Below are 22,710 nucleotides of genomic sequence, written 5' to 3'. Positions count from 1 at the left end.
CCTTATTGGCCCGTATACCCGAGCGGAACAGTCGCATTGGCCTTGGCGACCGTCGCGTTGTTCGACACGATGTACTGCGGCACCTCAGTGAGAGTCAGCGTGACCTTGCCGTTGGTATAGGCAAGCGTGCTGGTATTGCCGTAACCATCGATCTTCGTCACATTGCCCGACGTCCCGGCGCTGTCGACCTGGAGCGAATAGCTCGTCGAGTAGGTCTGGCTATAAAGGCCGCTGCTCGCAGGCCACTGCGCGTTGCTGTGCGTCCATGCGGCCGTCACCACCTTGCCGTTGCCGAGTTGCTGGAACGCGTACGCAAAGGTTCCGGAAGGCGTGCCCGTGACCCGGCCCAAGGTGTTCGTGCCGTCCAGCACACGCGTCATCGTGGCAAAGGCCATCGCTTCGGGTTTCGGCGAGAGGTTCGATGCACCGTAAGCACCTTGCGCGTCGTTCAGGTCGAAGAACGAGCCGTATCCCACTTCGCCCGGATAGTCAGGACCGTAGAAAAGCGTCGTCAACTGCGCGCCGCCGCCGAGCACGATGATGTGCGACCGCACGCCAACCGCGGCGTGGGCGAACAACTGATTCTGCGACGGCACCGTGGGGCCATAGTTGAGCCCCGGATCGTAGCTCGTGCCTGCTTCGGTGAAGAAGAGCTTCATATTCGGCTTGCCCGCCTGCATCACCGAACGCAACTGCGTCATCTGGTTGTCGAGCGCGTTCGCCTGGTTCGCCGGATCCGGATCGGAATCCTGCAATTCGGGCGGATGGGCCGGATAGGTGCCCGCATTCCAGTAGCCATGCGTCGAGACTGCATCGATGTAATTCCACAGACCCAGCGCGCCGAACTTCTGCAGATAGCCGGTGGTGCAGGTGTCGCAATTCGCGGGGAACGGGTTGCCCGTGCCCATCACGACGGCATTCGGATCGGTGGAGTGAATGCCCTGGTAGGCGGCCTTGTACATCGCGACGAAGTTTGCGTCGCTATCCGCCCAGCCGAGGCTCGGCTCCCACGTCACCTGATAGTAATTGCTTTGCTGGTTCGGGTAGTTTGCCGCGCGAATCTGGCTCGTATCGGTACCGACCTTGGCCATGAAGCTCTGGAACTCAGGCATGTTCAACGGCGCGTAATAGCTATCGTTGAATTGACCCGTCTTCGAGTCCCATGCAGGCAATCCATCCAGACGCACGATGCGCATCTGATCCGGATTGGCCTTATAGAACGGGTCGAGGTCATTCACGCTTGGCGTGTACGTATTCGGTCCATTGGGTTCCATGGCCGATACCTCACGGTCGTCGATGGTCCACGAGATGCCCAGATCGTGCAGCGCGGCGATGTTGCCGTTGAAGCCCTGCATGCCGAAGCGGTGCTGATCCTGATGGGCATACGTGACGGTGCCGAGTACAGACGTCAGGTTCGGCAACACGCCGAACGTCGCAATACCCACCGGACGCGTTCCGGTGTTGGGCAACGTGCCGCCGTTCGAGCGCAGCGTCGCGGTAAGCGCGCCATAGCCTGACCACGTCGACGTGCACGGAATCGAGTTCGTTTGAACGCCGGTGCTCACCGCAAAACTACCCTGCGCCTTGATCGCACCGGTCGAATCGGCCACGGACCAGACAACCGTATCCGCGCTCGGCGCGTTCGTCGTGATCGCGAGCTTGAACGGTGCGTTGTTCTGGAAAATGCGCATGCCGTCGGTGGTGGGCGTGTCGGCGCTGATCACGCCGTTGGCGGTTCCGCCTGCCGTGTGCGTGGGCGTGCCGCATGAGAGGGTTGCGCTGCTTGGCGTTGGCGTCGGCGTCGGAGTCGGGGTCGGAGTCGGAGTCGGAGTCGGAGTCGGCGTTGGCGTTGGCGTTGGCGTTGGCGTTGGCGTCGGCGTCGGCGTCGGCGTCGGCGTCGGCGTCGGCGTCGGAGTCGGAGTCGGAGTCGGAGTCGGAGTCGGAGTCGGAGTCGGAGTCGGAGTCGGAGTCGGAGTCGGAGTCGGAGTCGGAGTCGGGCTCGCGGCAACCGCTCTCACCCAGCATGATTTGTCATAGCCGTATGCGGGATCTGTCTGCGAGACCGCGCCGACGTAGCATCCAACGCCGTTGCTAAAGGTGGCGGGGGCCGTCAGCATGACAGACGGCGAGGTGGGCGGAACTGCACCGAACACCACCGAGCCAGTCCCAAGGAATTTGCAGGTGCCGTTCTCCTGTGCGCACAACGTGTATTGCAGTCCGGCAACGGTGATGGTGCTCGTAGCAGCCTGCGCGTTTTCTGCACCAAACCATGCAAACACGGTTGCTGCGGCAACCCCCAAAAGTTTGAAGTTTCTCGTCATTGTCCGTGTGTATCGCTAAAAACCAGGTTGTCCCCGAGGATTGAGCAAGATCGATCTAAGCCGTCCCGCTTTGGCGTTCTTGAGTACAGAGAGAATTGAAGCGGCGAACGCGACGATTGCGTTCATTGCCGATGAAGCTCGCGCTTCTCATGCTCCACGTCCGCCGGCAGATACCGTTGCACATTCGAACGCGCGCTGACCGCCGCCAGGCGACGGCGCATCCAGCATTTTTATCCGTCACCGATCGACAGATAAAAATTACGTCATCCTTACTATTAACAAAAAATCTTTGCGTGATGAAGTTCTATCAGTGATTGATGGCAAACCCGGTATCCTCGATGTCAGTCGGGCAGAATCAAGGACATGGAAGACGCGTTATGAACTCGAAACCAATTAGGTTTCGAGCCCAATTGCGGCAACGGGACACCCGTTAAAATCGCTGACGGATCGCGTCAAAGTCGCTCGACTTATTCGCAACCCGTTCGTTTGATGGACGCTGATCCAGCGCCGCGAAAACGCCTGTCCACGAAACCTTTACTTGATCGATTCCGCTTCCGGCGCTCGCTCGGCATTACTTACAGCAGAGTTTTGGCAGACGAATTATAAACGTTTCATCCGTGTAATGTCGCCGCGACCATGAACGATAAGTAGTAGTTCAAAGAATCTTCCGGCAAATGCTCCCGATGATTTTCCAAAGCGATGAAAATGGAAAATCTCTGCCTCACCGGGGCGCGGAAAACGCAGGTCTTCGACTTTGTTTCGAAGAAAAATAAATCGGTCCATGCAAGGAATGGCGCGGCCGATTTTTATATTATTAATATCAATACGAGCCAGCGCGAGGAACAAAGACAGCAAGAGCTGAACGATGCGAATTCAACGAAACGTGGAACGCGCACCGCATCTTTCTTCGTCCGGGCATCGCCTCGCAGTGAACCGGTCAAGGCGTCCAGCGATAAACAATGACGCTGGAACCGTTGTAGTTGTCTTTCGTGATCACGTACTCACCGGCCGATCTCAGGTATGCCCTCAGGCCATACATCGCATCCACGTCGTTGCCCACGTCCACGGCGCCCGCACTCGAGTTGATCAGCGTCGTGTCGAGATGACCCGTTGTGAGATTGAAGGCGTCGATGTTGGGCACCGTATGCACGTAACCGACAAAGAGATAGTTCCCTGCTGCCGTGATCGACTTCGGATTGGCACTGGTAAGGTTGATCACCGGATCGGGCTTTGTGGTGTTGCCCGCGCTCCAGCCGTGATACACCTCGATCCTCGATTGAATCGCCGTCCAGTCCCAGCTCCCGGCGATCCCTTGCGCGAGAATCATGGTGTCGCTCTCCGGCAGATAGATGATGCGCGTCAACGGCCGGATGCTCTGTGGAATGGAGATGGCAATGCCTGGTCCCCATGCGGGTTTGCCGGTGCCATCGAAGCTGACCAGCGGGTAGTGGTAGATATGATTCGTCCTGTCCAGACCGGCCCATATGTCTCCCCTGCTGTCGATGCAGAATCCACCCGTGATCTGTCGCGTCGTATTGAACGCAGGACCTGGAATCGACGCGTCCGGAATCGCGATATAGCCGCTCGCCGCATTGAAATGGAAGAAGTAAAAGATGCCGGGGTTCTGACCGGACGCGACGAGGATCCGGTTCCCGCCGACGCTGACGAGCTGACCGAAATGCTCGTCACGCTGCGTATCGTTCATGTTGAGGCGTGGATCGGACGGATAGCTGAACGGGTCGACGGTGTTCGCGACGAAAGTGCCACCCGCGGTGCCGGTGTAAATGTTGGTGCCGCCATAGAAGTAGGCGCCATCCGTAACCGGGTCCGGTGCTGCGACCGCCTCGAAGTTGAGAGACTGAAGTTTCCATTGCAGATTGCCTGCACTGTCATACGCGTGAATGTCGGTGCCGCCGTTGCGGCCAAGATCCCAGCCGCCGCCCCACGGGTTGTTGAGCACATACAGATTGCCGGCTGCGTCTTTGCCGATCCCGGCAACACGGGTGAAGCGCTTGTCGCCGACCTGGCCTTTGACGCCTGTGGTGCCGTCGAGATAGCCGCCCTGAATGCCGAACGTGCCGACCAGGGTCGGCGTGCCCGAGACGTTGTAGAGCTTGATATTCATGTCGGGACCTTGATCGCCGACCATGAGCTGTCCCGACGATGGGTCGAAGTACAGCGCGGACGGCCGCGAAGCCGCGGGCATCTGGATCGTGTTCAGCGTCGCACCGGCTGCACTGAATTCGACGATCGCAGCCGCGCTTTGCTGCGCTACCCAGAGATTTCCCGCGCTATCCAGAGCAAGCGCGCCAGGACCCGAGACGCTGATGTCCTGCTGCCATGCGCCGTCGGTGGTGTAGACCCGGACGCGATTGCCCGGGAAGTCGCTCGCATAGAGAAGAGACCCGGTCGTTGCGAGTCCGGTGATGACGTCGGCATGCTTGACGGCGTTCCAGGCGCTCACGGAAAGGAGGAGATCGCGTTTCTGAGTCGCGCGGTTGTATCGCCCTACCGCCCCGCTGCCGTACGCGGTGCTGTACTGCAAGGCGGCGAAAATCGACGTGGCATTCCCCGTGATGGCCCCACCCTGAAACTCGCTGTTGATCCCAATCGAACCGATGCTCTTGCCGTTCTGGTAGATCGCGACGCCACCCGTGTTCTCGTCCCATAGAGATGCCGTATAGATCACGCCTTCGGGCGCCACCCACATCGAGCGCGCGGCATTGCCCACGTGAGCGGCCTGGGTTCCGAATGTGTTCGCCAGCCAGTCCGTCGTGTATTGCGCCTGACACAGCGGCGCAATCGCAATGATCAGTACACCAAGCAATACAGCACGAATCCATTTCTTGATCATAAGTGGCGCTCTCCTGACAGTTGCCCCCGATGAGACGAATCATCGTGAGTCTTCAACCACAAAACGTGGGAAATTCAGCAGGCATATTTCTGCCGGCCATTCGCAAGCCCGCGAGTATCGCTCATATTTTTGCCTTGCTTGTGCTCGAAACGATTCTCGCGCGAGTGTGCGCCAGTGGCATGACGACTTCGTGTGCGCTGAAGGTTGCCTTATTCAGGGAGCGGCCCGTCAGAACCTGGCTGAGTCCGGTTTCAGCATGTCCATGAACGCCCGCACCTTGGCGCTCAGCAAACGGCGCGAACTATAAAGCGCCCAGATTTCCACGGGCGAACCCGCCTCCGCGCCCCAACAAGCCAGTCGTCCCGCCGACACATCCTGTTCGACCAGGAGGCGCGGCAGGAGCGCCACACCCACACCTTGCAGCACAGCCTCGCGCACCATCAGCAGCGATGACATCCGCAGCACTGGCATCGGTTTGATGACCCTCACATCGCCGCCTGCCGTGCGCATGTTCCAGAGCACGCCGGACGGCGCCGCGACCGACATGACCGCCGGCACCTGCAGCACGTCGGCTTCGCCTGCAGGCATCGAAGGTATCGAGCGTGTCGAAGGTATCGACAAGGTCGGCGAAGCGACCACGAGGCGCTCATCGCCGAGAATGCGCCGCCCGACGAGCTGCTCGTCAGCTGGCGGATCGACACGGATCACCAGGTCGTAACCGTCCTCCGCCGGATCCGCGACGCGGTCTTCCGCGATGACTTCGAGCTCGACCTGGGGATAGGCCAGTGCAAAGCGCGCAGCGATCTGACACAGCACGACGTGCGCGAAGACGACCGGCGCGCTGATGCGCAAGCGTCCGCGCGGCACCGGCGCACGCGACGCGACCGCTTCGCCCGCCTCCTGAATCTCCGTCATGAGCCCCCGCGTGCGCTCGTGGAGTGCGAGACCTTCCTCGGTCAGACGCAGCCTGCGCGCGCCCCGCTCAATCAGCCTCACGCCGAGGTCTTCTTCCAGCTCGGCTACGCGCCGCGACAGCGTGGCCTTGGGACGGTCGAGAGCACGGCTGGCCGGCCCGAAACCGCCGTGCAGGGCCACGGCATTGAAATCCGCGAGCGAAGTCAAATCCATGATCGTTCCATATACGAGACGAGGTGTCTGAATTCTGGCACTTTCTGCCATTCAGTGGAACGACTATTGTTCGTCTCACGGACTAACCCAGTCCATTCAACCCCAGGAGAAAGTCATGGCAATCCTCGTAACTGGCAGCACCGGCGTGATCGGCAAGCAGGTTCTCGACCATCTGAACGGCAGCGGCGCCGACGTGCGCGCACTGACCCGCTCGCCGGAAAAGGCCCAATTCCCCACTGGCGTCACCGCAGTCAAGGGGGACCTGTCCGACATCGACTCGATGCGGCGTGCATTGGACGGTGTCAGCACGCTGTTCCTGCTGGTTCCCAACGCCGCGGACGAGCTGACACAGGCGCTGCAGACCCTGAGCGTCGCGCGGGAGGCCGGCGTGAAAGGCCTGGTTTATCTGTCGGTTTTCAAGGGCGCGGAGTACGTCGACGTACCGCACTTCACCGGCAAGCACGCGGTCGAGCGCATGATCGAACACTGCGACCTGCCGGCGACGGTGCTGCGTCCCGCCTATTTCATCCAGAACGACGTGAGGCAGAAAGACCCGCTGCTGACGCACGGTGTCTACGGCATGCCGATTGGCGGTCAAGGTATCTCCATGGTCGACGTCCGCGATATCGGCGAAGCCGCGGCACGCGAACTCCTGCGCCGCGAGCGCGCCGCCAATCCGTTGCCGCGTGAAACGTACGAACTCGTCGGCCCTGACGCGCTGACTTCGGAGAGCATTGTTGCGATCTGGGCCGAGGCGCTGGGACGTCCGGTCCGCTACGGCGGCGACGATCTCGACACCCTCGAACAGCGTCTCAAGGCAGTCGCGCCAGGTTGGCTTGCCTACGATATGCGCCTGATGATGCGCCGCTATCAACAGGACGGCGCAGTCGCTTCGAAAGCGGAAGTCGATCGTCTGGCTGCGTTGCTCGGGAGGCAGCCGCGATCCTACCGGGACTTCGCGGTTGCCACGGCCGCCGCGTGGGCGAAGCGCTGATCGATCGGCAGAAGTACGGGCCTCAATGAGTACGGACCTCAACGCCCGTTGCAGAAAACGGCCGTGAGAAAAAGTGGCACGACGTCGCGAACGACCGCATCGCTGCCGGCCCGCCGTACGCTCGCCTCGACCGACGCGGCAGAGCCGGTCACCACCACGCCGTACGTCGGGTGCGTAACCGGTTGGCCGCTGCCTTGTTTGAAAATGGGATCGTTTTGCTCATACCCGAAGACGGCATGGACATGAAAGCCGAATGCCATCAGGTCGCTGCCGCGGGCGGGACGAAACGCGTTGACCGAGTTCGCTTCGATGCGCATCGGCTTGGGATCGATCGACTGCCCGTCCAGAAGCGGAGCAATGAAATCATGCGGGCTCGACCGGCAGTCCAGCTTTGCATCGAGCGCGTAGGCATTGCACACGGCTGCAGAAAATCCCGCACCCAGCGACGCAATGGCGGTCAACATGCGGAGAGCGGACAGTTTCATCGTCGTCGCGTGATCGTTTTGCTGGATGGCCCGGGAAGCTCGAGAACATGAGACAGCAGATCGTCGAGATCCCAGAATCGAACGGCCGACCCGGTGAGTCTGTACGGTGACGCTCAGATCGCTCGAAGCGGAGGCGCACTGCATGCAGTATCGCTCATGCTCGGACACCGCATGGCGTTCGCTGCAGCAGGTGATCGATCGCTCACAACGGAGATCCGTACGTCGCCTGTCGCCTGCACGCGAATTGTGCAAGCCCGAACGCGGTCGCGCGAGGGCTGTCGCGCCGACTAGAATCGCTCGATCAATCCAAGCTGCACGCCCTTGACCGGCGCCCCAGGATACGCGACCGGCAGCCCGGTTACGTTGACACCGCGCAGGGTAAATTGCGCATCGTCGTGATTCGACAGATAGGCCGCGCTGAAATAGAAAAGCATGGTGCGCGAAAGATCATATTCGAAGGCCGCACTGAACTGGTCGGCGCTCGCCCCCGCCCGGGTGAAATCGCGCACGTGCGCATAGCCGGCAGACGCCCGGACGTGCGGCGACAAACTGTATTGAGCCGAAAGGGAAGCGCCCGCGCCGTGATAGCGCGGCGTCCCCCCATCGCCGTTGAAGAATGCGAGCCATACACGGATTTTTTCGGTGCCGTACGTTGCGCCGCCAAGGTTCGCACGCAGTGCGCCAATGCCATGCGTCTGCTGACGTGCGTAGAGCAGCTTCAGCGTATCGATCTGATATTCGGCCGTCACGTAGTATCCGTCGATGCCGTTCCCGTCGTTTTCCGATGGATCGCGCGTTGCGACCATGACCGTGCCGTCGAATCCGGCAAGCAGTGGAGAGAGATACGTGATCGCGTTATTCGCGTACGGCGTGATCTTCGACAGGTTGTTGAGTCCTGACGCAATCGTGCCGGCACCAAACGCATCGAGGCTGCCTTTGAACGGTATGTAGAGCGGCGAGTACTGCCGCCCCACCCTGACCTCGCCCCACGCGCCGCGCGTCCCGATCCATGCCTGGCGATTGAAGAGGACCCCGGGTGTCTGAAGCGAGCCGTCGTTGCTGCCGAAGCCGTTCTCCAGCACGAACACCACCGCGGTGCCGGCACCGATAGGCTCGCTGCCGCGCAGCCCGACCCGCGAGCCCCGATAGGCGCCGGAGTCAAGACGCGCGGCCCATCCCGAGCCGGGATTGGTCACTTCGATGCTGGTGTCCAATACGCCGTACAGCGTGACGGCGCCTTCGCCCTCTGCCGCGGCGGCACGCATACACACAAGCAATCCGGCGCCGCCGATGCTCGCGCACATGACCGCACGATAAATCCACCACGCGCGGCGCGTCATTGGATCGGGCTTGCGTAGCGATAGTTTATGGCCCGAGATGGCGCTGCCGCGAAGATGAGTGCGTCCATACGTTTTCCGGATGATGGCGTAGCGAGAGAGAACGTCGTCGTAAAGCAAGCTTACTATGATGCGTGGGCCGCTTCACGTTCCGATGTGAAGCGGCCCACGCATCGTATGTCCAGCAGCGTCCGGCACCGGCCAGACCGCCGGCTCCCCGCTCCCTGCTATGCTTCACACGAAGTCGGCTCCGAAGTCGGTCCCGAAGTCAGTCCACTGCGCCGGGCCAGCATCCGACGCGCAGCGCTACCGACTTCCAGCGCGCCAAACGCCACACAGCCATGACCAGCTCCTCTCACTACGACCTGCAGTCGCTACGCCTTTTCGTCGTCGTAGCAGAACTCGGCAGCCTCACAAAAGCGGCCGAGCGCACCTGCATGACCTTGTCGGCGGTCAGCAAGCGCATGACGGATCTTGAGCGCAGCATCGATTGCACGCTCATGCTGCGGCGGCCGCGCGGCATCGAGTTGACTGCCGCCGGCAAGGGGCTGCTCGCCCATGCCCGGCAAGTCGCCGACCGCGTGAACCGGATGGCCAACGAAATGAGCGACTACGCCGCCGGCGTGCGTGGACACGTGCGGGTCTGGGCCAACACGTCAGCGATCATCCAGTTCCTGCCGCACGACGTGCAGGCGTTTCTCTCCGGCAACCCCAGCGTGAAGATATCGCTCGAGGAGCGCTTGAGCGACGATATCGTCGCAGCGATCCGCAACGGCACCGCCGACATCGGCATCTTCGCGGACAACGTCCTGGCGCCGGGCATCGACAAGGCCGCCTATCGTCAGGACAAGCTCGTGCTGCTGGTGCCGAACGGCCACCCCCTCGCGGCCGTCGAGGAAGTCGCCTTCGCCGATACGCTCGACTTCGAGTACGTCGGCCTGAACGAAGGCAGTTCGCTGCTCGCGCGCCTGCTCGATGCCGCATTCAGCGCGGACCGCACACTCAAGCTGCGCATCCAGGTGCATAGCTTCGACGGCATCTGCCGGATGATCGAGCACGGGCTCGGCATCGGCGTCTTACCCGAGGGCGCCGTGCGCGCCGACATTCTCGCGGCAGGCCTGCGCGCCGTGAAACTCACCGACGCGTGGGCGCATCGCACCTTGTGGATCGGCACGCTGTCGCGCGAAACACTGTCGCCCGAAGCGCTGCGCTTCCTCGACTTCATGACCGGCCGAACAGACAGCACAGACGGTTAAGCTCGCCGACCCTTTCCGGAACGGAAAGGGTCATTGAGAAACCATTGATTTTCAGCACACGCGGGTTGTCGCAAAGTACGCGTCAAGAGAACGACGTTTGCAAGGAGACAACCATGACGAAGCCGTTAGAAGGCGTTCGCGTGCTTGAAATGGGCCAGCTCATCGCCGGTCCCTTTGCTGGAAAAATGCTCGCCGAATTCGGCGCGCATGTCATCAAGATCGAACCGCCCGGCACGGGCGACCCGTTGCGCAAATGGCGCCTGCTGCATGAAGGCACCTCGGTCTGGTGGGCGGCGCAATCGCGCAACAAGGAATCCGTCACGCTCGATCTTCGCTCATCCGAAGGCCAGGACGTGGTGCGCCAACTGGTCGCGCAAAGCGACGTGCTGATCGAAAACTTTCGTCCCGGCACGCTCGAAAAATGGGGCCTCGGCTGGGATGAACTGCACGCGCTCAATCCTGGCCTCGTGATGCTGCGGGTGTCGGGCTATGGGCAGACCGGTCCCTACCGCGACCGACCCGGCTTCGGCGTGATCGGCGAAGCGATGGGCGGCCTGCGGCATCTAAGCGGCGAAACCGGCCGCACGCCCGTGCGCGTGGGTATCTCCATCGGCGATTCCCTCTCGGCCTTGCATGGCGTGATCGGCATCCTGCTCGCGTTGCGCCATCGCGACCACAACGGCGGTGCGGGCCAGATGATCGACGTCGCGCTCTACGAGTCGGTCTTCAACATGATGGAAAGCCTGTTGCCCGAATACTCGGCGTTCGGCTCCGTGCGCCAACCGGCGGGCAGCAGCCTGCCCGGGATCGCTCCGTCGAACGCCTATCGCTGCCGCGACGGCAAATATGCGCTGATCGCCGGCAATGGCGACAGTATCTTCCGGCGTCTGATGGAACTGATCGGCCGCCAGGACCTCGCCGACGATCCCGCACTCGCCCAGAACGATGGCCGCGTCAGGCACGTCGCCCGGCTGGATGCCGCGATCGCCGACTGGACGCTGGACCGCACGCTCGACGACGTGCTCGCCGCGCTCAATGACGCACGCATTCCCGCCGGAAAAATCTACGATATCGCCGACATTGCGAGCGACCCGCACTACCACGCACGCGACATGATTCTCGACGCCCGCCTCCCCGATGGCACGCCGGTGCAACTGCCCGGCATCGTCCCGAAGCTGAGCGCGACGCCAGGCACGGTGAACACGTCCGCGCCCACGCTCGGCCAGCACACCGACAGAGTGCTGGACAACCTCGGCATCGACACCACGACCCGCGACGCCTGGCGCGCCCGCGGCATCATCTGACCAGGAGCACTGCATGAGCGGCAAGCGTCTGTCTATCCAGGAAGTCGCCACCCGCGACGGCTTTCAGAACGAAGCGAGGTTCGTCGACACCGATGCCAAGATCGAACTGATCGATCGTCTGAGCGCGTGCGGATACGCCAAGATCGAAGTGACTTCGTTCACCTCGCCGAAAGCGATTCCCGCCTTGCGCGACGCCGAGGCGGTGATGCAACGGATCGCGCGACGTGCAGGCGTTGTCTACACCGTGCTCGTTCCGAACCTGCGCGGCGCGGAGCGCGCGCTGTCGTGCGGCGTCGATGAAGTCAATCTCGTGATGTCGGTCAGCGAGAGCCACAACCGCGCGAACTTGCGCATGAGCCGCGAGCAGTCGTTCGCCCAGTTGCGCGACGTAATCGGAGTCGTCAAGCAAACGCGCGTGGCGATCAACGTATCGTTGTCCACGGCGATGGGCTGCCCCATGGAAGGCGATATCGATCAGGCTGACGTGCTGGACTGGATGCAGCGCTTCGCCGATCTCGGCGTGCACGGCGTGACGTTGTGCGATACCACCGGCATGGCTTACCCCTCGCAGGTTGGCGCGCTGTGCGCCGCCGCCCGCGAGCGCTTCGCCGCGCTCGAACTCACGCTGCATTTTCACAACACGCGCGGCATGGCGCTCGCCAACACGCTCGCCGCGCTGGAAGCCGGCGTCGACCGCTTCGACGCGTCGCTCGGCGGTCTCGGCGGCTGCCCCTACGCGCCGGGTGCAACGGGCAACGTCTGCACGGAAGAACTGGTGCATATGCTCGAGCTCGACGGCTACGACACCGGCGTGGATCTCGCCGCCGTGCTGTCCGCCTCCGCCCTGCTTCCGGGGCTGATCGGCCACGACGTGCCGAGCCAGTTGCTCAAGGCCGGCCAGCGGCTGGATCTGCATTCGATGCCTTGCATCGCCGCCGACGGCCTGCCGGAACAACGCGTATTTTCATCCGGAGCATGACATGGCACTCATCGACCACCTCGATCACCTCGTCCTCACCTGCGTCGATTTCGCTGCAACGAAGCGCTTCTACACCGAGGTCTTGCAGATGCAACTCGAGACGTTTGGCGAAGGACGTAGCGCATTTCGCTTCGGTAATCAGAAGATCAACGTCCACGTGCGCGGCGCCGAATTCGAGCCGAAGGCTCATGTTCCCGTGCCGGGCGCGCTCGACCTGTGCTTCATCGCCACCGTGCCGCTCGACGACGTGATTGCGCATCTGGCCCGCTGCGAATGGCCGATCGTCGAAGGCCCGGTTGCGCGCACCGGCGCCACGCAGAAGATTCGTTCCGTCTATGTGCGGGATCCCGATCTGAATCTGATCGAGATTTCCGAGCCGATGGGATGATGCGATGACACCCCGCAATCCACGACCCCGCGATTTTCACATGCCGCCTGGCGATCCGAGCAACGTGATTTTGCGGCCCACGCTGCTCACGGCGACAACTCGCAACCTTATCGACGCGCCCATGCTTCGCGCCGATCAACGTGGTGAACGGCGCATAAGCCGACCCACGAACAAAGAAACGGAGACAAACATGAACACCCGAAATCTGGACGTGGGCGGCAGCGCGACCGCTCATTCTCGCATGGCTTCACCCGAACCGGGCGTAGCTAGCGACACACCTGCCCTGCATGCCAAAGCCACGACGCTGGGCGGCTGGATGGACAACATGCCGGCGGGTTCGCTGCATCGATTTGTGGTGTGGGTGATCGGCATAGGCTTGTTCTTCGACATGTTCGAGATTTTCCTTGTCAGCTCAATCGGTGCGGCATTGCAGGGGGAATACGGTATCGACAGGCACAGCACGGACTTCAAGCTGCTGCTGGCTTCGGCGTTTATCGGCATGTTCTTTGGGGCATTTTTTCTGGGCAGCATGGCCGACCGAATCGGCCGGCGTAAGGCTTTCTTATTCAATCTGATCTGGTACAGCGGCTTTTCGCTGGTCGGTGCATTCTCGGTCAACGCCGAGATGCTGGTGATCTGCCGCTTCCTTACCGGCATCGGCGTAGGGGCGATCTATCCCGTGGCCGATAGCTTCCTGTCCGAGATCCTGCCTAAGGAACGCCGCGGGCGAATGGCCGCATGGGCGTACACCACGTCGTATGTCGCCGTGCCGCTGGTGGGATTCCTCGCGCTTTGGCTCAATCCTCTTCACTTCGGGGCCGTGGCGGGCTGGCGCGTTATCCTGGTCATCGGCAGCCTGGGCGCGGTACTGGTTCTGCTCGTGCAACATAAGTTGCCCGAAAGCCCGCGCTGGCTACTGGCGCAGGGCCGTGTCGAGGAAGCTCATGCCATGCTCCGGCGCTTTGCCGCCAGTGCCGGGGTGACGGTATCGACCATCTCCCCTGAAGCGACCGTCAAGCGCAAGCCGATGACGTTAGGCGAGCGCATTGCCTTGCTGCGCCGCCCGCCCTACAACAGGCGCTACCTGATGTTGACCATCTTCCATCTGCTGCAAGGATTTGGCTACTATGGTTTTGGCACACTGGCTGCAACCGTGGTGAAAAGCCGTGGCTTCGAGGTCACTGACGGAACGCTTTTTATCGCGTTGTCGTTTCTCGGCTACCCGGTCGGATCGTTGCTTTCGATCCCACTACTCAACTGGATAGAACGCCGCACACTGGTGATCGGCGCCATATTGTCCATTGCAGTTTTCGGCCTGGGATTTGCGTATTCCAACAACTCGGGGATGATTGTTCTCTTTGGTGTGTTGACGACATGCGCTTCGAACGTATTCAGCAATGCGTACCATGTCTACCAGTCCGAGATCTTTCCAGCCAGCGTACGTTCAACCGCCATCGGCAGTACGTACTCGTTGTCCCGCATCGTCAGCGGCATGCTGCCTTTCGTATTGCTCCCCGTATTGAATCAGCAAGGAGCAGGCGCTATGTTCGGCGTCATCGCCGCCGCGCTGCTGGTCGTCGCGATCACATTGCGGATTCTCGGCCCCCGCACGACACGCCGCAGCCAGGACGACATCAATCCGGGCTAAGCAGCGGCTCGTCGAATTTTTTCGGTGTCCGGCGCGTACAGCGTCATTCCGGACGGCGGCGCGCCGATCAACATCGCCGACAACGGTATGCCGGCTATCCTGGCGAAGATGCGCGTCGCTTCCCGTTCACGCGCGTTTGGCCAGATAAGCGTCGACCAACTCGACCAGTCGTTCTCGCCCGAAGCTTTCGTCGTGCCCGGCGTGAACCACTTGCACGGGCAATTCGCGCAGGCGCTTCATGGTGCGCACATAGGTCGGAATATCCGCGCCGCCGATCTCATCCAATAGCGGGCCGTCGTAGATCGCATCGCCCGAGAACAGCGTGCCGGATGCCGCTTCCCATAGGCCGATGCTGCCCGGCGAGTGGCCGGGCAGATGCAGGACCTCGAAATGCCGGTCGCCGAGATCGACGATGTTCCCTTCCTTGACGATCTCGGTGACCGTTGCAGCCCGCACGCGATAGTCGGACATCGCGTAATCGGCGCTGGGAAGAGCCGTGATCAGATCGCCGTCGAACGGATAGCCCGCTTCGCGATACCGGCGAATGGCGTCGCCGCCCAAAACCGAAGCCAGAAGGGTGCCCCGCTCGCGCGGCGCACGCAGGTTGTCTGCCTCCAGTTCGTGAACCAGCGTGTGTTCGAACTCGTGATGTCCGCCGACATGGTCCGAATGCGTGTGCGTCGCCACGGCGGTGACGTTCTTCTGCAGCAGGTGCTTTGCGGCCTCCTGAAGACTGACGATGCCCATCCCCGTGTCGATCATCAGATCCCGGTCACGGCCGCGCACATGCCAGATATTGCAACGCATCAACGGGACGACATGAGGCTCGCGGAGCAGCGTGATGTCGTCGCTGATGCGTTTGAGTTCGAACCATCGGTCGGCAATCGGTAGTTGGGTCATGCTGGGTCGCTCCACGAGTGAGAGTCGATACTCTGACATACTCCGCATCAATGCGCGGCGACGATGGCATCCAGATGGCCTCCATCCACATCGTTTCCGGGCGGAACGGTTCCAGGCTCCATAGTGCAGCGCACGGCCGATGTCGCCGTCTTCGGACCGAACACCCCCGCCACCCGGCAGTCACGCCATTTTTCTCGTCGCCGACAATATTTCCGATCGTGAATCGTCTACAGACGTATGGAACCGCCGCGCCCCCCGAAATCGATGATCGAACGAGATACCGACATCACTGCAACTGTGTTGCGTGAGCGTACGAAACTCGGGAATTTCATCCGGCGTCGCGTGCACGATCAGGGCGACGCTGAAGACATCTTGCAGGATGTATTTCACGAGTTCGTGCAAGCCTACCGCCTCCCCGCGCCGATCGAACAGGTTAGCGCGTGGCTGTTCCGCGTGGCGCGAAACCGCATCATCGACCGCTTTCGCAAGCACCGGGAGGAAGCGCTGACCGACCTGGCCGGCGATTCCGACGACGCCGAGTATCGACTGGATCTCGCCCTGCCGGCGACCGACGCCGGCCCGGAAGCCGTCTACGCAAGGTCGGTGCTGCTGGAGGCGTTGCAAGACGCGCTCAACGAGTTGCCGGCAGATCAACGCGATGTGTTCGTCGCGCATGAACTGGAAGGCCGCAGCTTCAAGGAGCTGGCATCCGAAAGCGGTGTCGGCGTGAATACGTTGTTGGCGCGCAAGCGTTACGCGGTCCTGCATCTGCGCGTTCGCCTGCAAGCCGTGTATGACGAACTGGATATCTAAAGGAGCAGATAGATGAGTTTCAGACTGAAATGCTTCGGCAAGGCACTGTTGGTTCTGGTGGGCATTGCCGTGCTGGGATGGATGGTGATGGCGCTATGGAATTGGGTTGTCCCGGCGCTTTTCATCGGTGGCCGTTCGATCGATTATCTGCACGCGATGGGCCTGCTGGTTCTGAGCCGGATTCTGTTTGGCGGATTTCGCGGACACGGCGGCTGCCACGGACGCCGGCATTGGCGCCGGTGGGAACGGATGACGCCCGAGGAACGTGAAAATTTTCAGAAGAGCCTCTCGTCCGCCGACGGCAAGCGCCCGGAGGACCGCACATGAGCAACGCTTCGACATCCGCATGCAAACAGCCCGCCGGCGTGATTGCTCCCGTGGTCAACCTGAAACGGTGCGAAGGCAAGGGCGATTGCGCAGTAGTCTGTCCCGAGGACGTTTTCGACATCCGCAGGATCGATACCGCCGACTACCAGCAACTGGGCACGCTGCACAAATTCAAGCTGCGCGTGCACGGCATGAAAGTCGCGTACACGCCAAACGCCGACGCGTGCCGCGCATGTGGCTTGTGCGTGACGGCCTGTCCCGAACGGGCGATTACGTTAGCCAGGATTGGGGCGCCATAAAGAGACTGATGAGAGACGGATGGGTCAGGTTACCGTACCCGAACCGACGTTTCGCTCGTCGCTCCCCGTCGAGTGGATTTCCCCCCGGTTCCGGGCGCTGAACAGATTTACAAACTGTTCAAAACCCTGAATCGGAAGCGGCTTGCAAAAGAGGAAACCCTGATAGGCATGGCATCCTGCCACCGCGAGGAAATCCCGTTGCGCTTCCGTTTCGACGCCTTCGGCGATGACCCCCAGGTTGAAACTTCGGGCAAGCGCCACGATCGTTCTCGCGATGTCGGCGTCGTTGGAGTCGACCAGAATGTCGCGCACGAACGACCGGTCGATCTTCAACTGGTCCAACGGCAATCTCTTCAGGTAAGAGAGCGAAGAGTATCCCGTCCCGAAGTCATCCAGCGAGAAAGTCACGCCTCGCGCACGAAGCGCGCTCATCTTCTCGATGATGTCCTGCACGTTTTCAACGAGAACGCTTTCGGTCAGCTCGAGCTTCAGCCTGTCCGCCCTCGCCCCTGTCCGGTTGATGACCGCGAGCACACTGTCAACGAAGTCGGGTTCGCGGAATTGCCGGGCGCTGACGTTCACGGCGATGGACAGATGCGCCATTGGCGGCTGCGTCGCCCACAGGGCCAGCTGGGTGCACGCGGACACCAATACCGCTCGCCCCATTTCGAGAATCAGCCCCGACTCCTCGGCGAGCGGGATAAACTCACCCGGCGGTATCAGGCCGCGCTCGGGATGCGCCCAGCGCACCAGCGCCTCCGCCCCGGTTATGTGATCGCCGTCGACGACCTGCGCCTGATAGTGAAGGACAAAGCGGTTCTCCTCGATGGCGCTGCGCAGGCCCACCTCCAGTTCGGCTCGTCTCAGTACGGCCGTCTGCATCGTCGGGTCGAAGAAACACATGGCATTGCGGCCGCGCTCCTTCGATTTATACATGGCGAGATCGGCCTGCTTGAATAGCTCGTCGGTGGACGTCTGCTCCCCATTGAATACGGTGACCCCGATGCTGGCGGTGCTTCGAAACTGGACACCGTTGAGCTCGTAGGCACAGCCCAGCACGGCGAGAATTTTTTCTCCCACCGCCACGGTTTCCATTGTCGCCTCGGCCTTGTCCAGACTCAGATTGCCCAGCACGACAACGAACTCGTCGCCGCCGACCCGGGCGACCGTATCGCCTTCGTTGACACTACTCGACAGGCGATACGCGACCTGGCGCAGCAGCAGATCGCCTTTGTCATGCCCAAGCGTATCGTTCAGTGTTTTGAAGTGGTCGAGATCGATGAACATGAGGGCGGCGCAAACCTTGTTCTGCCGGCTGACCACCATCGACTGCCTCAGGCGGTCCAGAAGAAGCGCGCGATTGGGCAGGCGGGTCAGCGTATCGTAGAAGGCCAGTTCCCGGATTTTCTCCTCCGACTTCTTGCGCTCCGTGATATCGCGGCCGCTCGTACGAAAACCGATGAAGTCGCCCCGTTGATTGCTAATCGGCACCCAGGAGACCGACAGCCAGAGGACCGATCCATCCTTGCGTACGCAACGAAACTCGAGATCGTCGCCGCGAGAGCCCTGAAGCCCCTTTTTGAATTCCGGCGCAACGCGCCGGAGATCCTCCGGATGGATGAGCGTGAGGGCGAAATCGGACATTGCCATGCATTCAGCAACCGTATAGCCCGTGTAGTACTCAACCGAGGGGTTGATCCAGCGAGGCTTGCCGTCCGGTCCCCACCAGATTTCCAGGTTCACCGTGCAGTCGGCAATGGCGCGAAACTTCTCTTCGCTCTCACGCAACTCCCGCGTCATCGCCGAGGCAAGGCGCATGGCACGCTCCCGCCCGGTCATCATGAGCCAGGTCAGAAGCGCCAGCAGGAGACTCAAGCCCGTGCCCGTCCCCGCAATCAACACCTCTGCATTGCGCCCTAACCGGGATCGAAACTCGTCGGAGGCGCTCATCGACAGCATCCAGTCGTGTCCGTCCACGACCAGATATTCGTCTGCGGAGATGAGCGCAGGCGCATGCCGGTTGTTTCCATCCGGCGTGCGATGCAACAGCGCTGCCTCCGACGGCTTCACGCCATCGTAAATGGAGAGTGAAATGCCGGGGGGCTGCTCGCCGTAGAGACTGGCCATCACATCGTGCATACGGAACGATGTGTAGACCCAACCGACAATGTTCGCCCGGCGCTGCACGAGGTTGTCCTGCGCCTTGCCGGACGCGTAGATCGGAAGATACAGAATGAAGCCTGGCCGGGGGTCCGCGTCGATGTCGACCGAAAGGCGCACCGTTCCCGAGAGGACCGCCATGCCGGAATCGCGGGCCTTCTCCATTGCCGCGCGCCGCACCGGTTCGTCCCAGGCGTCGAAGCCGGGCGAACTGCGTGCGAGGCCGACAAAGGGCTCGCGCTGAATGATCGGGGCATAGTGTTCGCGCAGCCCGTCGGGACGAATCGTGTAGCCGGGAACGCCGCCCTCGCGCATGTCCGCTATATGGGCCTCCTTACGCGCGGCGGGCACCCATTCGACCACGCCCACGGCGTGGACTCCGGAAAAGTTCGCATCAAGATTGAGCGCGCTCACATAGCGCCGGAACTTGCCACGATCGATCGCTCCGTTCGCGGCGAACATGCTCTGCACGCCACGCAACATCAGCTCGTAGGTCGCCATCCGCTGTTCGATGCGGCCCACCGCGTCGCTCATGGTGTAATCGAACTGCGTGCGAAACTCTTTCCGGGTCGCCTGCCGTTCGTGATCCCACACTGTCCACGTCACGCCAAGCGATGCGGATAGCACCAGCAACGGCAGCAGGACAGAGCGCATCCGGATCACGGTGACGCCTTGAAGTTAACCATGGATTCAGCCAGATCCGGCCTGAAGTACTTTTCGAAAATACGGCGCACCGTTCCGTCGGCGCGCATTTCATCCACCAGCGCCCGCCACTTCTCCTGCTCGGCGGCCGGGAGCGCTTTCTTCGACATGATCAGACCGTGCGGCACCGAAGGATCGTTGAACTCGACGATCGTCGTCACGTCGCGGATCTTTTTCTCATCCAGCGCGGGATAGTCGAAGGGCTCGATAATCATGCCCTGGATCTGTCGAAGAATAAGCGCCTGGTAGAGCGGTTCGAGGCCGCCCGCGAGGCTTATGCGGTTTTCCGACGTGAGTCTGTCGACCAGTTCGTTGGCTGACGCGCTGTAGCGAAAACTGCGGATTACGCCGAGCTGCGCGTGCTTATCGCGTTCGAAGTCCGCGACGTTATGAATGCCGGAATCCTTGCGGACGAGCAGATAGTATTTGTTACTGAAGTACCACGCAAACGAAGCATATTGATTGCGTTCATCATTCGCGATGCCGGAAAGGCTGAAGTCGAGCGCGCCCGACTCGATCAGTTTCCAGATACGCGCACGCGACATCAGGCTGACCTTGATCTGGCAACCGCTGCGCCGGATCAACTCATCCGCGAAGTCTTTGTCGATGCCGCTATCGGTGTCGGGCGAATAGAGCAGCCCGTGGTCATGCAATCCAAGCGTAAACGGCCGGGAACAATCCGGTCCGCCCGCAAACGCATTGCTGACGAAACACACTGCAAACAACGCGCCGGCAAACCAGTTTCGAATCACAACGCCTCCGTAGCGAAACGACGCTCGGTTAAATTCTTATCCGCGATCACAATCCGACAGCACGTTCAGTCAGGCTCTATGCCAGATACCTGATTTTTATCACATATCCCGGGAAGTTTTCCCGCGCCAAGCCGTCGCGATGCGCCGCGAGCGCGCAAGATTTTCTTAGGCAAATCTTCTGTACGCATTGTCGGCACCGCGCCGCAGTTCTTGAGAGCCTCCCGACGACTTCTCGCCGCACTCGCCCGGTTTTGTCCGGCCCTGTGCGGCGTTGGCAGACATCGCATGTCAAACTGCGCGCGCCGCGCCGACCGGCCATGCACGGCATTTTCCGGGCGAAACCATGGGGAATAGTTTCGCTTAGGGGAAAACCCGTATAATCGCGGACGAGAGGTCAGACAACTATAGGACATCGTAGTGATCAAGACCCTGGCCGCGCCCTGCCGCGCAGCGCCGACCCTCAAAAGCCCTTCTTTCCCAGACCCGTGAACTCGACTGCGACTGCGACTGCCCTGCCTTTCCGAAACGCCCTGCTCGCGATGCTCGGCATCGGCCTCGTCAACATGCTGGTCGCACTCGACCAGACCGTCGTCAGCACCGCGCTGCCGTCGATTGTCGCCGAACTGCATGGCTTCGAGTACTACGCGTGGATTGCCAGCGCGTATCTGCTGGCGTCGGTGGTGACGGTTCCCGTGTTCGGCCGTCTCGGCGACTATTTCGGCCGCAAGCGTTTCGTGATCGCCGCGGTCATCACGTTCACCGTGGCGTCAGTGCTCTGCGGCGTAGCGAACGACATGCTGTTCCTCGTGATCGCACGCGGCTTGCAAGGGGTCGGCGGCGGGATGATGGTCGGCACGGCGTTCGCGTCGATCCCCGATCTCTTCCCCGATCCGCGCGCACGCGTGCGCTGGCAAGTGGTGATGGCGGCCGCGTACGGGATCGGCACCGCGGCGGGTCCGTCGCTGGGCGGCTGGATGAGCGAGCATTGGGGTTGGCGCTCCACCTTCCTGATCAATCTGCCGGTCGGCGCCGCGGCGCTCTATTTCGTCTGGGCGCATCTGCCCAATTTCCAGCGTCCGCACGAGGGCGAGGTCAAGATCGACTGGCTGGGCGCGGCGCTGGTCGCCGCCGTGCTGGGCGGCCTGCAGGCTTTCATCGAAGCCGTGCCGAAAGACGGTCTGACGCCCGGCAACCTGGCGCTGGCGGCCTTCGTGACCGTGGGCGCCATCGCGTTGCTGGCGTGCGAAAAACGCGCCACGCATCCGATCGTTCCGCTCGACCTGTTCAAGGATGCGCGACTCGTCACGCTCTTCGTACTCGGCTTCCTGTCCGGCTTCGTGATGTTCTCGCTGATCTTCTTCGCACCGCTGCTGTTGCAAGGCGGCTTCGGGCTGTCGCCGCAACAGGCGGGCCTGCTCGCGACGCCGATTGCCGCGTGCATTGCGCTCGGCAGTCTGTTGAATACGCGCATCGTCATTCACCTGAAGAAGCCCACGCGGATTCTGTCGACCGGTTTCGCGCTGCTGCTGTTCGCCGCGATCGCATTGGCGTTCGCCAATCCGGACACACCGCACGTGTGGATCGAAGTGCCGATGGCGGCCGTCGGCATCGGCCTGGGTTTCATCCTGAACAATCTGAACGTATTCGGCCAGGAGATTGCCGGGCGCGAACGCTTCGGCATCACGACGGCGCTACTGCAGTCCACGCGAATGGTGGGTGGGATGCTCGGCACCAGCATTGTCGCAACCGTGGTGCAGCATCACTACCGCGACGTCGTCACGCGCACGATGAGCGTGCTCGGCGAGCCGGCCGCCTCGCAATGGCGGCCGCGCTTCGTCGATCTGCGCATCCTGATCGACGAAACGTTACGCCAGAAGCTGATTGCGGATATGAAACCCTCGGGGCTCAATACGCTGGCGCTGATCGACACGGCACGCGATGCACTGGTGCAGTCGATTCATATCGGTGTGTGGCTGACGGCGGTGGCGGCCCTGGCGGCCGCGCTGCTCGTGCAGCGCATTTCGCACGTTGTGTTTCGCCGCAGTTGAGCCGCGCCGGTGACG

General features: G+C 61.7%; 19 protein-coding genes. 11 read left to right on the top strand and 8 right to left on the bottom strand.

Features of this window, described 5'->3' with window-relative positions:
- Nucleotides 1–2: 2 nt before the first annotated feature.
- Nucleotides 3–2,321 (bottom strand): hypothetical protein, encoded by a 2,319-nt coding sequence (locus DSC91_RS02315; RefSeq protein WP_208645729.1) that lies wholly within the window; start codon nucleotides 2,319–2,321, stop codon nucleotides 3–5.
- A 705-nt stretch (nucleotides 2,322–3,026) separates the two neighbouring features.
- On the opposite strand from DSC91_RS02315, the gene DSC91_RS37305 reads away from it, so the two are divergent.
- Complete coding sequence (locus DSC91_RS37305) at nucleotides 3,027–3,284, top strand: hypothetical protein (RefSeq protein ID WP_162831317.1); 258 nt, start codon at nucleotides 3,027–3,029, stop codon at nucleotides 3,282–3,284.
- On the opposite strand, the gene DSC91_RS02305 is transcribed toward DSC91_RS37305, so the two are convergent.
- Entirely contained in the window at nucleotides 3,259–5,175 is a 1,917-nt protein-coding gene (locus DSC91_RS02305) for an SMP-30/gluconolactonase/LRE family protein (RefSeq protein WP_115776641.1), read from the bottom strand. The two genes, DSC91_RS37305 and DSC91_RS02305, sit on opposite strands and share 26 nt — an antisense overlap.
- A 228-nt stretch (nucleotides 5,176–5,403) precedes the next feature.
- Nucleotides 5,404–6,303: a LysR family transcriptional regulator gene (locus tag DSC91_RS02300; RefSeq protein WP_115776640.1), complete on the bottom strand. Its 900-nt coding sequence runs from the start codon at nucleotides 6,301–6,303 to the stop codon at nucleotides 5,404–5,406.
- 115 nt (nucleotides 6,304–6,418) lie between these two features.
- Between DSC91_RS02300 and DSC91_RS02295 the strand changes: the two genes are divergently transcribed.
- Nucleotides 6,419–7,297 (top strand): NmrA/HSCARG family protein, encoded by an 879-nt coding sequence (locus DSC91_RS02295; RefSeq protein ID WP_115776639.1) that lies wholly within the window; start codon nucleotides 6,419–6,421, stop codon nucleotides 7,295–7,297.
- Nucleotides 7,298–7,335: 38 nt separating this feature from the next.
- Here DSC91_RS02295 and DSC91_RS02290 read toward each other — a convergent pair whose 3' ends face one another.
- Together DSC91_RS02290 and DSC91_RS02285 are read right to left on the bottom strand one after the other, a co-directional pair.
- Nucleotides 7,336–7,926 carry a hypothetical protein gene (locus tag DSC91_RS02290; protein WP_308422859.1) on the bottom strand — a complete coding sequence of 197 codons (591 nt, stop codon included), beginning with the start codon at nucleotides 7,924–7,926 and terminating at the stop codon, nucleotides 7,336–7,338.
- Nucleotides 7,927–8,069: 143 nt separating this feature from the next.
- A complete protein-coding gene (locus tag DSC91_RS02285) occupies nucleotides 8,070–9,047 on the bottom strand; it encodes a porin (RefSeq protein WP_308422858.1) in 978 nt (325 codons plus the stop codon).
- A 413-nt stretch (nucleotides 9,048–9,460) separates the two neighbouring features.
- Between DSC91_RS02285 and DSC91_RS02280 the strand changes: the two genes are divergently transcribed.
- From DSC91_RS02280 to DSC91_RS02260, 5 genes are all read left to right on the top strand, one after another.
- Entirely contained in the window at nucleotides 9,461–10,375 is a 915-nt protein-coding gene (locus DSC91_RS02280) for a LysR family transcriptional regulator (protein WP_115776636.1), read from the top strand.
- A gap of 113 nt (nucleotides 10,376–10,488) precedes the next feature.
- Entirely contained in the window at nucleotides 10,489–11,679 is a 1,191-nt protein-coding gene (locus DSC91_RS02275; protein WP_115776635.1) for a CaiB/BaiF CoA transferase family protein, read from the top strand.
- A 13-nt stretch (nucleotides 11,680–11,692) separates the two neighbouring features.
- Nucleotides 11,693–12,658 (top strand): hydroxymethylglutaryl-CoA lyase, encoded by a 966-nt coding sequence (locus DSC91_RS02270; protein ID WP_115776634.1) that lies wholly within the window; start codon nucleotides 11,693–11,695, stop codon nucleotides 12,656–12,658.
- A 1-nt stretch (nucleotide 12,659) separates the two neighbouring features.
- Nucleotides 12,660–13,046: a VOC family protein gene (locus tag DSC91_RS02265; protein WP_115776633.1), complete on the top strand. Its 387-nt coding sequence runs from the start codon at nucleotides 12,660–12,662 to the stop codon at nucleotides 13,044–13,046.
- A gap of 241 nt (nucleotides 13,047–13,287) precedes the next feature.
- Nucleotides 13,288–14,694, top strand: a complete 1,407-nt coding sequence (locus DSC91_RS02260) for an MFS transporter (RefSeq protein WP_373291906.1) — start codon at nucleotides 13,288–13,290, stop codon at nucleotides 14,692–14,694.
- Between the two features lie 126 nt (nucleotides 14,695–14,820).
- Here the strand turns inward: DSC91_RS02260 and DSC91_RS02255 are convergent, their stop codons facing one another.
- Nucleotides 14,821–15,594, bottom strand: coding sequence for an MBL fold metallo-hydrolase (locus DSC91_RS02255; protein ID WP_115776632.1), 774 nt, complete (start codon nucleotides 15,592–15,594; stop codon nucleotides 14,821–14,823).
- Between the two features lie 237 nt (nucleotides 15,595–15,831).
- Here DSC91_RS02255 and DSC91_RS02250 point away from each other — a divergent pair, with 237 nt between their 5' ends.
- From DSC91_RS02250 to DSC91_RS02240, 3 genes are read left to right on the top strand one after another with little or no spacing between them, the layout of a single operon-like run.
- The gene (locus DSC91_RS02250; protein ID WP_115776631.1) at nucleotides 15,832–16,407 is read left to right on the top strand and encodes an RNA polymerase sigma factor; all 576 of its coding nucleotides are present in this window, start codon (nucleotides 15,832–15,834) and stop codon (nucleotides 16,405–16,407) included.
- Between the two features lie 12 nt (nucleotides 16,408–16,419).
- On the top strand, nucleotides 16,420–16,734 hold the full coding sequence (locus DSC91_RS02245) for a hypothetical protein (protein WP_115776630.1): 315 nt from the start codon (nucleotides 16,420–16,422) through the stop codon (nucleotides 16,732–16,734).
- Nucleotides 16,731–17,033 (top strand): 4Fe-4S binding protein, encoded by a 303-nt coding sequence (locus tag DSC91_RS02240; protein WP_115776629.1) that lies wholly within the window; start codon nucleotides 16,731–16,733, stop codon nucleotides 17,031–17,033. Before DSC91_RS02245 ends, DSC91_RS02240 begins: the two co-directional genes overlap by 4 nt.
- A gap of 24 nt (nucleotides 17,034–17,057) precedes the next feature.
- On the opposite strand, the gene DSC91_RS02235 is transcribed toward DSC91_RS02240, so the two are convergent.
- Both DSC91_RS02235 and DSC91_RS02230 read right to left on the bottom strand, forming a co-directional pair.
- Complete coding sequence (locus DSC91_RS02235) at nucleotides 17,058–19,847, bottom strand: bifunctional diguanylate cyclase/phosphodiesterase (RefSeq protein ID WP_229758273.1); 2,790 nt, start codon at nucleotides 19,845–19,847, stop codon at nucleotides 17,058–17,060.
- Nucleotides 19,848–19,852: 5 nt separating this feature from the next.
- Nucleotides 19,853–20,647 (bottom strand): substrate-binding periplasmic protein, encoded by a 795-nt coding sequence (locus DSC91_RS02230; RefSeq protein WP_115776627.1) that lies wholly within the window; start codon nucleotides 20,645–20,647, stop codon nucleotides 19,853–19,855.
- 539 nt (nucleotides 20,648–21,186) lie between these two features.
- On the opposite strand from DSC91_RS02230, the gene DSC91_RS02225 reads away from it, so the two are divergent.
- Nucleotides 21,187–22,695 carry an MFS transporter gene (locus DSC91_RS02225; protein WP_115776626.1) on the top strand — a complete coding sequence of 503 codons (1,509 nt, stop codon included), beginning with the start codon at nucleotides 21,187–21,189 and terminating at the stop codon, nucleotides 22,693–22,695.
- The last annotated feature ends 15 nt before the right edge of the window (nucleotides 22,696–22,710 follow it).

Source organism: Paraburkholderia caffeinilytica, from assembly GCF_003368325.1.
GTDB lineage: Bacteria > Pseudomonadota > Gammaproteobacteria > Burkholderiales > Burkholderiaceae > Paraburkholderia > Paraburkholderia caffeinilytica.
This window is presented reverse-complemented; position numbering and strand designations above follow the sequence as displayed.

Excerpts from the sequence above, each read along its gene's own strand:
- DSC91_RS02315 (WP_208645729.1), bottom strand. The coding sequence starts at position 2,321 with ATGACGAGAAACTTCAAACTTTTGGGGGTTGCCGCAGCAACCGTGTTT.
- DSC91_RS37305 (WP_162831317.1), top strand. The coding sequence starts at position 3,027 with ATGGAAAATCTCTGCCTCACCGGGGCGCGGAAAACGCAGGTCTTCGAC.
- DSC91_RS02305 (WP_115776641.1), bottom strand. The coding sequence starts at position 5,175 with ATGATCAAGAAATGGATTCGTGCTGTATTGCTTGGTGTACTGATCATT.
- DSC91_RS02300 (WP_115776640.1), bottom strand. The coding sequence starts at position 6,303 with ATGGATTTGACTTCGCTCGCGGATTTCAATGCCGTGGCCCTGCACGGC.
- DSC91_RS02295 (WP_115776639.1), top strand. The coding sequence starts at position 6,419 with ATGGCAATCCTCGTAACTGGCAGCACCGGCGTGATCGGCAAGCAGGTT.
- DSC91_RS02290 (WP_308422859.1), bottom strand. The coding sequence starts at position 7,926 with ATGCAGTGCGCCTCCGCTTCGAGCGATCTGAGCGTCACCGTACAGACT.
- DSC91_RS02285 (WP_308422858.1), bottom strand. The coding sequence starts at position 9,047 with ATGCGTGCCGCCGCGGCAGAGGGCGAAGGCGCCGTCACGCTGTACGGC.
- DSC91_RS02280 (WP_115776636.1), top strand. The coding sequence starts at position 9,461 with ATGACCAGCTCCTCTCACTACGACCTGCAGTCGCTACGCCTTTTCGTC.
- DSC91_RS02275 (WP_115776635.1), top strand. The coding sequence starts at position 10,489 with ATGACGAAGCCGTTAGAAGGCGTTCGCGTGCTTGAAATGGGCCAGCTC.
- DSC91_RS02270 (WP_115776634.1), top strand. The coding sequence starts at position 11,693 with ATGAGCGGCAAGCGTCTGTCTATCCAGGAAGTCGCCACCCGCGACGGC.
- DSC91_RS02265 (WP_115776633.1), top strand. The coding sequence starts at position 12,660 with ATGGCACTCATCGACCACCTCGATCACCTCGTCCTCACCTGCGTCGAT.
- DSC91_RS02260 (WP_373291906.1), top strand. The coding sequence starts at position 13,288 with ATGGCTTCACCCGAACCGGGCGTAGCTAGCGACACACCTGCCCTGCAT.
- DSC91_RS02255 (WP_115776632.1), bottom strand. The coding sequence starts at position 15,594 with ATGACCCAACTACCGATTGCCGACCGATGGTTCGAACTCAAACGCATC.
- DSC91_RS02250 (WP_115776631.1), top strand. The coding sequence starts at position 15,832 with ATGGAACCGCCGCGCCCCCCGAAATCGATGATCGAACGAGATACCGAC.
- DSC91_RS02245 (WP_115776630.1), top strand. The coding sequence starts at position 16,420 with ATGAGTTTCAGACTGAAATGCTTCGGCAAGGCACTGTTGGTTCTGGTG.
- DSC91_RS02240 (WP_115776629.1), top strand. The coding sequence starts at position 16,731 with ATGAGCAACGCTTCGACATCCGCATGCAAACAGCCCGCCGGCGTGATT.
- DSC91_RS02235 (WP_229758273.1), bottom strand. The coding sequence starts at position 19,847 with ATGCGCTCTGTCCTGCTGCCGTTGCTGGTGCTATCCGCATCGCTTGGC.
- DSC91_RS02225 (WP_115776626.1), top strand. The coding sequence starts at position 21,187 with ATGCTCGGCATCGGCCTCGTCAACATGCTGGTCGCACTCGACCAGACC.